The 14,511-nt window shown below is 37.9% G+C and carries 8 protein-coding genes and 1 other RNA gene; all 9 read right to left on the bottom strand.

Annotated features, from left to right (window positions below):
* Positions 1-21 precede the first annotated feature (21 nt).
* Positions 22-1,041: a galactose ABC transporter substrate-binding protein gene (locus tag EHV10_RS08910; protein ID WP_128674346.1), complete on the bottom strand. Its 1,020-nt coding sequence runs from the start codon at positions 1,039-1,041 to the stop codon at positions 22-24.
* Positions 1,042-1,056: 15 nt separating this feature from the next.
* Positions 1,057-2,025: a type 1 periplasmic-binding domain-containing protein gene (locus tag EHV10_RS08905; RefSeq protein WP_128674345.1), complete on the bottom strand. Its 969-nt coding sequence runs from the start codon at positions 2,023-2,025 to the stop codon at positions 1,057-1,059.
* The gene (locus tag EHV10_RS08900; protein WP_128674344.1) at positions 2,012-3,802 is read right to left on the bottom strand and encodes a cache domain-containing sensor histidine kinase; all 1,791 of its coding nucleotides are present in this window, start codon (positions 3,800-3,802) and stop codon (positions 2,012-2,014) included. Before EHV10_RS08900 ends, EHV10_RS08905 begins: the two co-directional genes overlap by 14 nt.
* Before the next feature lie 3 nt (positions 3,803-3,805).
* Complete coding sequence (locus tag EHV10_RS08895; protein ID WP_128674343.1) at positions 3,806-5,410, bottom strand: response regulator; 1,605 nt, start codon at positions 5,408-5,410, stop codon at positions 3,806-3,808.
* 1 nt (position 5,411) lies between these two features.
* The gene (dtd, locus tag EHV10_RS08890; RefSeq protein ID WP_128674342.1) at positions 5,412-5,849 is read right to left on the bottom strand and encodes a D-aminoacyl-tRNA deacylase; all 438 of its coding nucleotides are present in this window, start codon (positions 5,847-5,849) and stop codon (positions 5,412-5,414) included.
* A gap of 8 nt (positions 5,850-5,857) precedes the next feature.
* Positions 5,858-6,352 carry a transcription elongation factor GreA gene (gene greA / locus EHV10_RS08885; RefSeq protein WP_034215563.1) on the bottom strand — a complete coding sequence of 165 codons (495 nt, stop codon included), beginning with the start codon at positions 6,350-6,352 and terminating at the stop codon, positions 5,858-5,860.
* Between the two features lie 59 nt (positions 6,353-6,411).
* Positions 6,412-6,588, bottom strand: a non-coding RNA gene (gene ssrS / locus EHV10_RS08880) — 6S RNA.
* 131 nt (positions 6,589-6,719) lie between these two features.
* Entirely contained in the window at positions 6,720-13,745 is a 7,026-nt protein-coding gene (locus EHV10_RS08875) for a MucBP domain-containing protein (protein WP_128674341.1), read from the bottom strand.
* Between the two features lie 284 nt (positions 13,746-14,029).
* A complete protein-coding gene (locus EHV10_RS08870) occupies positions 14,030-14,509 on the bottom strand; it encodes an S-ribosylhomocysteine lyase (protein WP_128674340.1) in 480 nt (159 codons plus the stop codon).
* Positions 14,510-14,511: the final 2 nt, after the last annotated feature.

Genomic DNA, 14,511 nt, shown 5'->3' with positions numbered 1-14,511 from the left:
ATGTGAATTTTATACAAAAATTTATTTTATCCTGGGAATCTGCCCAACATCATAGGTTCTGTTCTCCATTAATTTAAACTTTATATCCTCAGGCAACTCAGACTTTCCTATAGCATACATAGCTATCTCTACAACAGCTTTGGCATATTCCTTTTTATCACTTTCTATAGTGCCCAAAAGCTTGCCCTCATTGATTGCTTCAAGAGCCTCCTTTGTACCGTCTATACCGACTACCTTTATACCGGTTATATTATTTGCTCTCTCTATTGCATCTATGGCACCAAGTCCCATATCATCATTATTTGATATAACAAGGTCTATATTACTGTACTTATTAAGAAAGTCCTCCATAAGTGCCGATCCCTGTGCTCTCTCCCAGTTTCCTATAGCGCCGTTTAGCTTATTTATCGGAATATTATTCTCCTGCAAAGTTTTTATAACCCATTCTGTCCTTACAAGAGAATCCTGATGACTCGGTTCACCCTCTAACAGTACATAATTTATTACACCGTCGCCGTCTATATCTATGCTGTGAGGATTTTCATTATAGGCATTTATTATTATCTTGGCCTGCTCGATTCCTGCCGCCTTCGGTCCTGCGCCTACATAATAAATATTGTCAGCTCTGTTTAAATCATCATCTACCGGTTTTCTATTAAAGAATACTATCGGTATCTTTGCACCGACCGCCGTTTCAATCATATTTGAAGCGGCAAATCTGTCAACGACATTTATAAGAAGTACGTCATAGTCAAGAGATACAAATCTCTCCACCTGATGATTTTGAGTATTTTGATTGTCTCTGGCATCCACTACCTCAAGATTTATCTTGACATCATGTTCTTTCTCATATTCCTTTGCATACTCTTCAATTTCCTGTCTGACATTTGAAATAAATGTATCATCAAATCTATACAGACAAAGTCCTATCTTGATGACATTTTTCTTGGGCGATGCAACCCTGCTCATCATAGATATAAAGCCGACGACAAGAGCAATTACAAAAATCGCCATGCTTATTATAAAACCATTTTTTTTCATCTTCCTCCCACAGTGCTAGTCAATTGGGAACAGCACTTTTTTTATATCCTCATTTTCCAGACTTTCCTTATCCACAAGCATATTTTCCATATCGATATTTGACATATAGTTCGTCTTTTTTAAGTCCGCCATAAGCATTTCCACTGCCGAATATCCTTCGTCATACTCATTTAGAGTAGCTATCGCATCTATCGTACCGTCATTTAATTTATTCAAAAAGAATGTGGTGGCTCCTATACAATAAAATCCATGTATATGTTCCTTATAAACGCTGCTTCCTCCAAGTATCTTACATATATTGTCAGTGCTTATCTTATCAAGAGAGAATATAAAAGCACTTTTCTTACTATGCACCAAATCTTCTATTGCCGTTCGAAACTCCTTTTCATCTCCCTCTACAAGAATTATATTAGAAGATTGTTTTGATTTCAAGAAATCTGTTTCCTTTGCTACACCTGCAAGATTCAAATCATTTACAAATACATAAACCGGTGAACTTCCGTCATATTTTTCTTCAAATGCTGTATAAAGCCTTTCAATCATATCTGTATAGTCAATATTTATAGTCCTCTTTGAGATATTTATGCTTGGATTTGCACTTCCTATCTTAGCCGTGTCAAATACATCCGTATCCTTTGACTTTAATACAACCACCGGTGACTTTATAAGATTGATTTTTAAATCATTTTTTGCCAGCACAATAATACCGTCTGCACCGTTTTCCTCCTCGGACTCTATAAGCTCCTTTTGGCTCATATTATTTAATGTAATGAGGTTTATATCTATATTGTATTTCTTTGCCGCAGCATCCACACCTTTTTTAAGATTTGCGTATTTACTTTCATCCTCACCGTCAAGTATCAAAGATACCTGATAAACTCTCGGTGTTTCTTCTTTTAATATCAAATTTGTCTGTGAAATTACAAAGAGTAAGAGAATTGATATAAACCATACTATCCATATATATATTTTATCTGTCTTCATCATTCTCTCCATATGCTACAGCAGGCAAATGAATTGTAATCTTTGTACCTTCATCAGGCTCCGATTCAACTTTCAACCCGTATTCACTTCCAAAATACAGCTTTATTCTTTCATTTACATTTTTTGCACCGATACCGGATCCTTTTTTACTTGGGACAAAGTCTTTACTCAGTAAAGTTTCAACCATATCTTCACTCATTCCAAGTCCATTGTCGGTTATCGTAAAATAAAGACTGTCATCCTCTTTAAATACTTTTACGTCTATCTCACCGTCGCCGTCCATAAACTCCATTCCGTGATATATCGCATTTTCCACCAAGGGTTGCAGCATAAGCTTTAGCGATGAATAAGAAAGTACTTCCTCATCCACATCTATACTGTATTCAAATCTGTTTTTGAAACGCATATTCTGTATCATCAGATAGTTTCTTACATGCTCCACCTCATCTTTTACAGTGATTATATTCTTTCCCTTACTTAATGAAATCCTGAAAAACTTTGCAAGTGCCGTCACAATATTTACAGCCTTGTCGGAATTCTCGTTTTCAATCATCCAAACAATAATATCCAAAGTATTATATAAGAAATGCGGATTTATCTGAGACTGCAATGTATCAAACTCGCTCTTTCTCTTAGCGTTGTGCTCAGCCACAAGATCTGACATCAGCACCTTTATCCTGCCAAGCATATTTTTAATTGATTTACCAAGATGTTCCACCTCATAAGAACCGCTAGGTACTATCTCCACATCCAGATTTCCGCTCTCAATCTCTCTAACACTGCCGTCAAGCCTCTTTATAGGATTTGATATCTTATCGGAAATAAAGGCATTTATCATAGCCAATAAAAATAAGAACAAATCTGCAACAAAAAGAACAAAGAATCTGAACTTTATTCCGTCTACGCCAAGTGCGGCACTTGGTGTAACTCCCACAAGCTTCCAACCTGTATATCCTATCGTTCTTACATTAAGTGTAATATTTTTTCCGCTCAGATTTTCAGCTGTTATTCCGTCTTTTAAAGTGGCGGCATATTTATTATCTTCCTTAAATCTTCCCGAATATATCTCATTTTGTTTCGGATGCCATATAATATCTCCATAATCATTGGTCAAATACACATAGCCTCCGTTTCCCAAATTTACATTTGAAAATATCTCTTCAAAATACATATAATTTAAGTTTATCAGAAGAAGTGCCTGTGTAGCCTTACCCTCATCAGTCACCTCAACCGCTCTTGAAAGAGAAATCACCCATGAATAGCTGCTTTCATTCCTGTCAAAGAGATCTCTGATATGTGGCATGGAAAAGTTTATATATTCACTTTCCGCCATACTTTTTTTAAAAAAATCTTTTTCCAAAACATTGCTGTTATCCTTTAATCTAAGTGCCGGCATAGACTCTATAAGCTCGCCCTTTCCGGATATCAAAGCTATATCATCTATCATATTGTCATTGTTGACATAGATAAGGTTCATTCCCCTTTTTATATCATCATTTGATATATCCGTATTTTTGATAACATTATAATAAATTGAATCGGATACCTTCATGGCATTTCTAAGATACGAATCAACCGACTCTCCCAGCTGTCCTACAATGCCTGAGTTTTCCTCAATAATGGTGGCATTTAGACTGTTTGTAAATCTTTGAAATATTATAAGGCTTATAAGTGCTATGGCTATAATCGCCGTAACTGTAAAGTACATGAAAATAGAGCTTTGTATGCTCAAATTTTTTATACTCAAGTTTTTTAAACTGAATTTCCCTTTTTCCATATACTAACCTTGCTGTCTGTACTTTGAAGGTGAAACCCCATACTTTTTCTTAAACACATAGCTGAAATAATTCTGATCCGCATATCCCACCATTTCCGCTATAATATATGTCTTTTCATCTGTGGTCTTTAAAAGCTCCACAGCCTTTTGCAATCTGACATTGGTAAGGAAATTTACATAGGATATCCCCATATCCCTTTTAAAGTTTGTGGAAAACCTGGCAACAGAGACATGTAAATGTTTACAAAGTTTTTCAAGCGACAATTCCATATCCGCAAAGTTCTCTTCTATATAGGCCTTTGCCTCTTCAAGTACCTTCTTTGATGTGAAGGCTCGATCTTCTCTTATCTTATGAGCTATATTTATGCTTGCCTCAAGTAACCACTCTCTGAAACCGCCTGTATCCTTTATCTTATCCAAAAGATCTATATAGTCCGTTGCAGTCTTTGTGAGTACTGAAAGCTCAAGTCCGTAATCCTGTACCAGATTTATAATAATATTTATAACATTTATCATATAGGACTGATACTGACTTGAATGTACCTTTGACTCCTTAAGCTTTGATGCTATCTTTTCCACATATTCGGCTATACTTTCATCACTTCCGAATTTTAATATATTGATATATTCCTTAGCTTCAATATCTTCAAGCTTCAGCTTATCCGACTTTACGGGCTCCATATCTTTTATATAGATAACTTCGCCGCTTCCTACAATACCTCTGTAGCCGAGAGCCTCCTTTGCCAGAGTATATGAGCGGTGTAGATCTGTGATATCCTTTACACTGATGCCCAGACCTATGGTAAGATTTACACCTATGGCTCTGTTTACATCTCTTATTGCCTCTGTAAGTATGGACATTATATAGTTTTTTGACATCTTCTCAGGAAGTCCTGTCAATATAACTATACTGGTTTCCGAATACATTGAAAAGACCTCCGCCTGTAATTTATATTTCAGGTTTTCAAGGAGGTTTACCTTTACAGATATAGGTATAAGTTCTTTATCGACTATACTGCTGTCCATATCGTCTATATGAACGGCGGCTACTATATATCTGTCTGCATTGTTTAAATTTATATCATATTCGGACATAGCATAGTCTATCTCCGAAGCACTTATACTTCCATGTATAATACCGTTTAAAAACTGCTCCCTAAGTATAGGAATGCTGGCTTGATATCCTCTTCTGAGTCTCTCAATATCTCTCTTTTTATCAAGTTCCTCATCCATACTTTTATGTACTTTTCTCAGTATCTCAGTAAGCTCAACTGCGGAAACAGGCTTAAGCACATACTCTATTACGCCCATCTTGATGGCTTCTTTTGCATAGTCAAAATCATCAAATCCCGAAAAAATAATGGACTTTATAAGCGGATATCTTATATTTATTTCATTTATAAGCTCCAGTCCGTCCATATAGGGCATTCTGATATCTGTAAAAACAAGATCCGGATTTAAGTTTTCTATTTTCTCCAGTGCTTCAACACCGTTTTCGGCATCGCCTACAACTAAAAATCCTTCCTCTTCCCAGTTGATTTTTTTTATAATACTCTTTCTGACTTCCTCTTCGTCATCCACAAGTAAAATTTTGTAAAGTTCTTTCATATTAAAGTTCCAATACTATAGTAAAAGGTCCGTCATTTTCAAGGCTTACCTTCATATCCGCACCGAATACCCCACATTCTGTATGAATATCCGACTTCTTACCAAGTTCCACCATATACTCATATAATCTCTTTGCCTCATCCGGTGAACCTGCACCTATAAAGCTTGGTCTGTTTCCCTCTTTGCAGTTTGCCAGCAGTGTAAACTGTGATACAAGTAAAAGCTCACCGCCCACATCCTTTAATGAAAGGTTTGTCTTTCCGTTTTCATCTTCAAATATTCTAAGTTTAATAAGCTTATTAAAATACTTTTCAACGATCTTTTCATCATCGTCTGCAGCTACACCAACCAAAACCAAAAGTCCTTTGTTTATCTTTCCTACTTCTTCGCTGTCTATTTTTACATTTGCATGATTTACTCTTTGTATTACAAGCTTCATATTTCCTCCTAAAACGATCTTATCTCGTCTTCTTCATTGCTTATTTCTATGGACATTATTTTTACATAATATCCTCCGTCACCTACAGGTACAAGTACTCTGTCACCTTTTTTCTTACCTATTATGGCCTTACCTATCGGTGACTCTATACTGAGTCTGCCTTCCAGTGAATCTCCTCTGATTGAAGTAACTATCTTGAACTTTTCACTCTCGTCATCATCTTCAAAATAGAGTTCTACCACCTTGTCAATTCCGACCTGATCTTCTTTTGTCTTATCTTCATATACATGACAGAATCTAAGCATTCTCTCTAAATAATTGATTCTGCTCTCATTCTTGTTTTTCTCTCTTTTTGCGGCATAATATTCAAAATTTTCAGATAAATCCCCATGTGCTCTGGCTTCCTTTACCGCCTCTATAAGTTTCGGTCTAAGCACCAGTTTTCTTTCTTCTATCTCCGCCTCTATCTTTTTAATATCATCTCTTGTAAGCGTCTCTGCCATAAAACCATCCATATACTTTTTTTTATATAAAACAAAAGAGTAGTAAAAACTACTCTTTTTTAAACCCCAAAGTGACGGCTCTGCTTATTGACGCCTAGCGAAGCTAGGTGGGTTACCTCACCTTGATATCTGCCTTCTACCTATAGAAGCTTGACATCCATCGAAGGTTATTTGGAATCCCATAAATCAAAATGTAGGTTCAAAATTGGCAAAGTTATCGCTCACCTCAGGAATTTTCTTTATATTAAAATTATAATACAAAATATATTTTTTTCAATATATTTCAATTAAAAAGTCCGAAAGTCATACAAAGTATTTCTTCCGGACCTAATTTTATCTTCCGATAACTTATGTTATCTAAATAAAACTATTCAGTTCTTCTTTTTTTGAAGATACATAGTGCAGCAAGTGCACTTGAAATAATCAACATCAAACCGTAAACCGGAGTTGCATTTTTATCTTCAGTCTTTGGAACTGAAAGTGCCACTCTTGTATCTGATATGGATTTTGTTGTATCCTTGCTCAGTTGTGCCTTCTGTGGCTGTGGAGTTTTCGGCTCATCTGTTACGATTACCGGCTTCTCGATTGCATTCTTTGATATTGTATTACTATTTACAGTTGCCTTTCCGGATCTTACACTTGTGTTTCCACCCAAACTGCCGCTTCCACCTCTGCTTGCGTTTGAGCTTGTCGCTATTGACGGTGTCGCTAAAGGTCTTCTCGGTCTGATAACTACATCCTCATCTCTTCCCGGTATTGTGATCTGGCTTGGGGTTGCCACTCTTATCGGGGTTGTCGGGGTGGTTGGTGTTGTAGGTGTACTTGGATTTACCGGTGTTACAGGGGTTATCGGATTAATCGGATTTATCGGGCTTGGGTTTATCGGAGTTACAGGGGTTAAAGGTCCCGGTATTACTACCACACTTGGATCCTTCTTATAGATGTATGTTACTTCTGTTCTTCCTGTTGTGAATACTCCTGTCTCTGCTCCCTGTACAAGGTATAAACTATATCCGTTTATTGCCTTTGCCGCTGTTGCGTATGGCAGGCCAAGGCTTCTGCTTCCGTCAAGTATCTCATCACTTTCTAACGGTATTCCTGCAGTATTTACGTAATGGGCAATTACATCTCCTGCATCTCTTCTTCTGTATACATATGTTACAGTCTGACTACCGCTTGTAAATGTTCCTGTTGCGTTATTTGGTACACTTATCAGATCGTAATTGTCAAATACTTTTGAACTTGTTGTATAGTTCTCTCCAAGTCTCTCACTTCCGTCAAGTACCTCAGGGCTCTCTAAAGGTACATTTCCGTTTTCATCTATATGCTCTACTACAACATCTCCCGCACCGTCATGCTTATAGATATAGTTTACAGTTATAGTGTCTGCTGTAAATGTTCCGTTTGCGTTATTCGGTATTACTATAAGTGTGTAATTAGGTATTACCTTAGGGGTTGTTGTGTATGGCAAGCCTACATTATCTGTTCCTGTTATTGTATCAGGTGTCTCAATTCTGTTTCCATGATTGTCCAGATAATTTACGACTACTCCGCCTGACTGCTTTCTCTTATAAAGATATGTTACCGTTTGGCTTCCGCTTACAAATGTTCCTGTTGCGTTAGACGGTACTGTATCTATCTCATAGTCTGAGTAAGTCTCAGGGGTTGTTGTATATGGTAATCCAAGCTTTCTGCTTCCGTCAAGTACTGTCGGTGTGCTTAAGTCGCTGTTATCATATACTGATTTGTGGTATACGGTTACATCTCCCGCATCAGCTCTTCTATATACATAGGTTACTGTCTGTGGGCCCGGTGTGAATGTTCCGTTTGCGTTAGGCGGTACGCTCACTAATGTGAATTTCGGTATTGTCTTTGATGTAGTTGTGTATGGAAGACCGAGCTTTCCTGTTCCGCTTTGTGTATCAGGAATATCTATCTCATTTCCGTCCTCATCTACATAAACGCTTGTCACATCTCCGGCAGGTATTCTTCTATATTCATAGATTACTGTCTGTGGTGTGTTTGTATATGTTCCGTTCTTATTGGCAGGCTGTGCTACCAACTCATAGTTAGGGATGTTCTTCTCTGTTGTTGTGTAGGCAAGTCCAAGTTTTCCTGTTCCTCCCATTACATCGTCTGTATCCAGAGGTGTTCCCGTTCCCTGTTCTACATATTTTACAGTTATACTCTGAGCATCATTTCTCTTATACTCATATGTTACTACTGTTGTTCCGGTTGCAGGATATGTTCCGCTGTTGTTTGCAGGTGTAGCATTTACTACTGTAAAGTTGGTTATATTTTCAGGGCTTGTAGTATATGTAAGTCCTGACTTTCCTGCACCGCTTAAGTTCTCATCAGGAGCCAATGTTGTTCCTGTTCCCTGCTCTACATGGTGAACCACTACATTTCCTGCATCATTTCTTCTATAGAAATATGTTACAGTCTGGTTTCCTGTAGTATAATTTCCGTTCTTATTAGCCGGCTGTGCTACCAGTGTAAAGTTAGGAATATTATGCTCTGTAGTTGTATATGGTAATCCGAGCTTTCCGGTTCCGTTTAGAGTGGTATCAGGTACAAGCGGTGTTGTTGTTCTGTCAATATAATGATGTACAACTACATCTCCTGCGTCATTTCTCTTGTACTCATATGTTACTACTATTGTTCCTGTTGCCGGATATGTTCCGGTGTTATTTGCAGGTGTAGCATTTACTACGGTGTAGTTTGCTATATTTGCAGGGCTTGTTGTATATGGCAATCCCGCATTTCCTGCACCGTTTAGATTCTCATCAGGAGAAAGAGAGTTTGTTGTTCCCTGCTCTACATGATGTACTAAAACATTTCCTGCATCTTTTCTCTTATAGTAGTAATTGACAGTCTGTGTTCCGTTTGTGAATGTTCCGTTTGCCGCAGGACTTACAGATACAAAATCATAATCATTTATATTCTTTTGTACTGTTGTAAATGCTGTTCCAAGCTTTCCTGTTCCGTCCAAAGTCTCCTGAGTATCAAGCACAGTATTTGTACCTTGCTCAAGATAATTTACCACTACATTTCCGGCATTCTTTCTCTTATAGAAATAAGTTACTTCCTGCACCCCGGTAGTAAATGTACCTGTTGCATTTGTAGGTGCCGGTGTTGTGAGCTCAAAGTTTGCTATATCATTTTCTCTGCTCTGCGTTGTATATGGCAGACCGAGTTTTCTTGTTCCGTCAAGTTCTTCCTGTGACGGTGAAGTTGCACCTGCCGGTGTATAAAGTTCTGTAGTCTGTCCTACTTCATAGTGATGTACTATGACTTTTCCTGCATTCTTTCTCTTATAGTAATAAGTTACAGTCTGCTCTCCTGCCAGGAAAGTTCCCACTGCATTGGTAGGCACAGGTGTTACAAGCTCATAATTACTGAGATCTGCAGACTTTTCCGTTGTCACATATGGAAGGCCAAGCTTTCCGGTTCCGTCAAGCTCTTCAGCCGCAGGTGAAGTTTTTCCTGCCGGTGTGTAAAGCTCTGTGGTTCCTCCAACTTCATAATGATGCACTGTGACCTTTCCCGCATTCTTTCTCTTGTAATAGTATGTAACTTCCTGTACTCCTGTAGTGAAATTACCGCTTGCATTTGTTGGTGCAGGAGTTGTAAGCTCAAAGTTTGCTATATCATTTTCTCTGCTCTGTGTTGTATAAGGAAGGCCAAGCTTTCCGCTTCCGTCAAGCTCTTCAGCTTCAGGTGAAGTTTTTCCTGCCGGTGTGTAAAGCTCTGTTGTCTGCCCTGTTTCATAGTGGTGTACTACGACTTTTCCCGCATTTTTTCTCTTGTAGTAATAAATTACTTCCTGCTCGCCTGTAGTAAATGTTCCTGTCGGATTTGTAGGTGCAGGAGTTGTAAGCTCAAAGTTTGCTATATCATTTTCTCTGCTCTGTGTTGTATATGAAAGACCAAGCTTATTTGTTCCGTCAAGTTCCTCAGGTCCTGTCGCAGTTGCACCCGGAGCTTTGTAAAGCTCTGTAGTTGTACCTACTTCATAATGATGCACTGTAACTTTTCCTGCGTTTTTCCTCTTATACTTATAAACAACAGTTGTATCTGTAGTCGTATAAGTGCCGTTTGCATTTGCCGGAAGCTGTGTTGTATCCACCTCATAATTCGGATCTGTTGTAACCGCCGCTGTTGTATATGGTGTTCCCACACCTGCAGTAGTAGTTGTATCCGGTATAAGTTCGGTGTTATCATCAATCTTTATATGTTTTACAGTAAGATTTGAAGTCTGATTTTTCAGACCTATGTTTTTAACAGATTTAGTCTTTGTCTTTGTAAGGCTTACATCTGTTTTTGCCCAAGTACTTGTCTGTCCGCTAAACAGTGTTGAGGCTGATGACTCTGTAGAGTTAAAATCCTGTCCTATTACCGAACTTGTACTTGGATTATTTGGAATAATTGTATCACTTGTTAATGTTTCAACCATCACATTGTAATTACCTGCATTTGTGATAATGTTTTTGAAAGTATAATCACCGTTTGCGTCTGTTGTAGTTTCGGCAATAACATTTCCGTCTTTTAAAAGCTTTACCGGACGGTTTGCAATCAGCACATCTCCTGTACTATACTTTCCGTCATCATCTACATCATAGTACGCTTTTCCGGATACCTGATACTTGTAAATACCTACCTTTGAGTTAATTGCCTCATTTGCACCGTCAATATTGTTTCCATACCATGTTGCAATAGAATTGTTACTTGTATCGTCTTCATCCAAATCTTTTGTGTCAGGCATTTTTACCTTGTAAGTAAAATACTCTTTGTCATCCTTTGCCAGCTTCACACCTGTATTCATTATAGCCTTAAACATTGTCACCTGACTCCAGTCTGAAATGCCTGAAGCGCTTACCCAGGTATTTGCAAGGTTCTCGGCAAATGTACCCTTAGGTGAATCTGTAGAATAGTAAACCGTATATCCTGCCGGAGCAGTTACAGGTCCTTGTAAAACAGTTGCAAATTTGGAACCACGGTATACATAATTTCCCGCATAGTCCTTTACTGTGTTCTTATCTCCCGCATATGGGAAAATATCTAAGAAATTCAACTCCGTTGCATCCGCATTTGAGTTGTTATAAGCCATGATTCGATATTGAACTATCTCATCTTTTTCAGCTTTCATCTTTGCACGGTATGCACTGTCAGGCTCCGATTCAAGCTTTTCAACCTTGTTTATTATAACCGACTGTGGCGGTACGAAGTTGAACTTCCACTCTATTCTTGAAAGTCTGTCATTTGTACTTCCGTTCTCATTTGAATCATAAATATCAAGGTAATTTGCAGTATCCTTTGAAAATACTGTATGAGGATCCTTGCTGTTTGCCTGATCCGTATTATTGGTCCATGAAAGTATAGCTTCAACTTTATGTTCTCCCGCCTCAAGGCTTGAACTTGGAGTAAATGAAACCTTTATATTATCTCTCTTAAAAATTGCCTGCTGTTGCTTTTTGAATGCAAAATTATTGAGATCGAAAATATATGCTTTCTTTCCCGTTCCGCCGTAATTAGCTACTTCCGTAGGATTTGTATCTGCGCTAAAGTAAGGTGTTCCTCCGACTGTAATGCTGTTAAAGTTTAACTCAGGATCGACAACCATAACGAGCTTACCGTTTTCTACATCTCTGTCTTCGCTGAATATATATGAATCATCATAGTTGACATTCATCTCATATTCCATGGTATTTCCTGTGTAAGCTATATTTGAAGATGTATTGCCGTTGATCTTCTGACTTAATTTATCAAGCTGCATCTGAGCAAACTCTTCACGCATAATATATACCGCATTTGAGCTTATAGTTGTCCATACGCCGTTTGAGTATGACTGTACCTTACCTGTATTTGTAACATTTGCAGATGAAGGCGAAGGATTTGCAGCAAGTCTGTTTTTCTCCTTTGTAAACTCGGCAGGTGTAAGCTGTGTCTCAACTACAAGACCTATAGCCTTCTCACCGTACTTTGATATTGTCACCTCGTTGTCGAATTCAAGTCTTATACTCTTATAGTGCTTAGGTGTCATGGCAATCGGTATGCTGTCTGTTGTCATAGCCGCATCATTATTTACCACTTCATACGGCACATTTGTCTGTATAACTTCCTCGCTGCCGTCATCATTTACACCTATCAGCTTGTTTTGAGCTATAAGCGCAAGATTTGCAGCATCAAAATAACCGTTTTGTACACGGATTCCGTAACCTGTAAAAAGGTTTGGACTCCATGGCTCATCAATGATTGTATTTAATGTTGTTGTAGTATTTTGTACTACCGTAGTTCCCCAATACTGTCCTGCTGTAATTAAATAAGCATGTTTGTATTCTTCTTTTACAGGAACCGCATAATTGTAGCGAAGGTGATATTTATTTCCTTTAAGCTTTCTTACATAAGTATAATCCTTAAATACGCTACCGTTTCTTTCTGTTGTGGAATCTGTACTTCCGTCAGTATTTACAAGTACTGTTTTTACCGGGAAAGTCTGTCGTCCTACCGTTGTAGCGGTTCCATACTTTATGGTAAAAAGAGGTCTAAACTCGTAACCTGTTCTTGTAAAATCTTTTGTAATTGTATTGTCGGCCGAATTATAAGTCCAGCCTGCATTGTTCGGTAATGAAGCATCCCAAACCGATGTTGAAGGCAATGTAACTGTTACTCTAACCGGCCTCTTATCCAAACCTTCTGAAGGTTTTACCGTCACTTCTCCATTTGTCGCGTTCTTTTTTCCGTTCATAATAGAGAATGTGATATCATTTTGGTAATTTGGTGAAAATTTTGTATGTGTTGAATCAACATCTGCATCTACAATTGTCTCACCATATCCCATCTGTCTCGGATTAGCCTGACTGTTGTCATTTCCTTCAATACCTGCCACATAACCTGCAGCAGTGAAATTTTTGTTGTCATTTACAATCTCCACTCCGTCTTTTTCGTGGAAGGTTGTCTTAATATTAACCTGCTCCCCTCCGGCAACATTCAAGTTTTTAAGAACTGCTCTAAACGGGAATGTTACAGGCGGTCCTGCCGTCAATTGTCTGTATGTAACTTTTATCTTATAGTATTGTGCATCGCTTGTATTATCAACCGTGACTCCTTGTATGAAGTTGGCTGTTGATACATCTGCTGCAGACGGTGCATCAAATTTGTCTTTAGACAAATAAATAATTGAGTATGGCAGTGTATAACTTCCTACCGTACCTGAAATACCCGTCTGGATACTGTAAGATTCCTGCTTTCCTATCAGCGATGTTGTTTGACCGCCTACCGAGTATCTTATTTTTGTTGTAACTTGACTACCTATACCTGTTGCATGTGCGTCTATGGGCACAGAAGTAAATGTAATTATAAGTGCAAGTATGAATGACAATACTCCGGTCAAACGTTTTCTTAATGTGTTGATATGTACTCCTCCTTCCGTTGTTCTATTACTATTAAATATAGTAGGCGAAAAATATTTAACGATATAATTATACTTATTCTTATCCTTGATTTCTACATTTTTTATTGTATAAAATCAATTTCGATAGATTTCACTCTATAATAATAGGAATCATTCCTCCTTTTGTGATAATTTAGAAAGAAAGTGTTATTGCTTACATGTTAAAAAGGTATATAGGCCGAAGCTTACATACCTTTAAATATTATTTAAATACATTCTCAAATTTATTCAGGATATATCAGTCTCTCTTTTGATATATCCGACAACACTTCATCAAGATACTTAGCTGAAATATATCTTGCCATAGGCAAATTTATATCCAGATAGTTGCCACAGTCCTTTGCACAGGCTCCCGGAACCTCTCCTTCAAAGTTCTTGATAAACTCGAACATCTCCTTAAGCAAAGGTATAATCTCATTTGACTCATGATCGCCCTTTAAAAGCAGGTAAAATCCTGTTCTGCATCCCATAGGTCCGAAGTAGAGAATACTCTCTCCGTAATCTTTGTGGTTTCTTAAAAATGTTGCTCCCAGATGCTCTATAGCATGAAGTTCCGCTGTATTTATTACCGGCTCAAAATTCGGTCTGGTCATTCTTATATCAAATGTGGTAACAATCTCTTCACCGACATTATCTTTTCTTGACACATAAACTCCCGGAAGAAGCTTTAGATGGTCTATTGTAAAGCTTGTTATCTTTTCCATAA

Source organism: Lachnoanaerobaculum gingivalis (assembly GCF_003862475.1).
Taxonomy (GTDB): Bacteria; Bacillota; Clostridia; order Lachnospirales; family Lachnospiraceae; genus Lachnoanaerobaculum; species Lachnoanaerobaculum gingivalis.
The sequence above is the reverse complement of the archived record's forward strand: the minus strand, read 5'-3'. Positions and strand labels throughout refer to the sequence as shown.

Bases quoted from the DNA above. Each gene is read 5' to 3' on its own strand.
- EHV10_RS08905 (WP_128674345.1), bottom strand. From the start codon at position 2,025: ATGAAGACAGATAAAATATATATATGGATAGTATGGTTTATATCAATT.
- dtd (WP_128674342.1), bottom strand. From the start codon at position 5,849: ATGAAGCTTGTAATACAAAGAGTAAATCATGCAAATGTAAAAATAGAC.
- EHV10_RS08870 (WP_128674340.1), bottom strand. From the start codon at position 14,509: ATGGAAAAGATAACAAGCTTTACAATAGACCATCTAAAGCTTCTTCCG.
- EHV10_RS08910 (WP_128674346.1), bottom strand. From the start codon at position 1,041: ATGAAAAAAAATGGTTTTATAATAAGCATGGCGATTTTTGTAATTGCT.
- EHV10_RS08895 (WP_128674343.1), bottom strand. From the start codon at position 5,410: ATGAAAGAACTTTACAAAATTTTACTTGTGGATGACGAAGAGGAAGTC.
- greA (WP_034215563.1), bottom strand. From the start codon at position 6,352: ATGGCAGAGACGCTTACAAGAGATGATATTAAAAAGATAGAGGCGGAG.
- EHV10_RS08900 (WP_128674344.1), bottom strand. From the start codon at position 3,802: ATGGAAAAAGGGAAATTCAGTTTAAAAAACTTGAGTATAAAAAATTTG.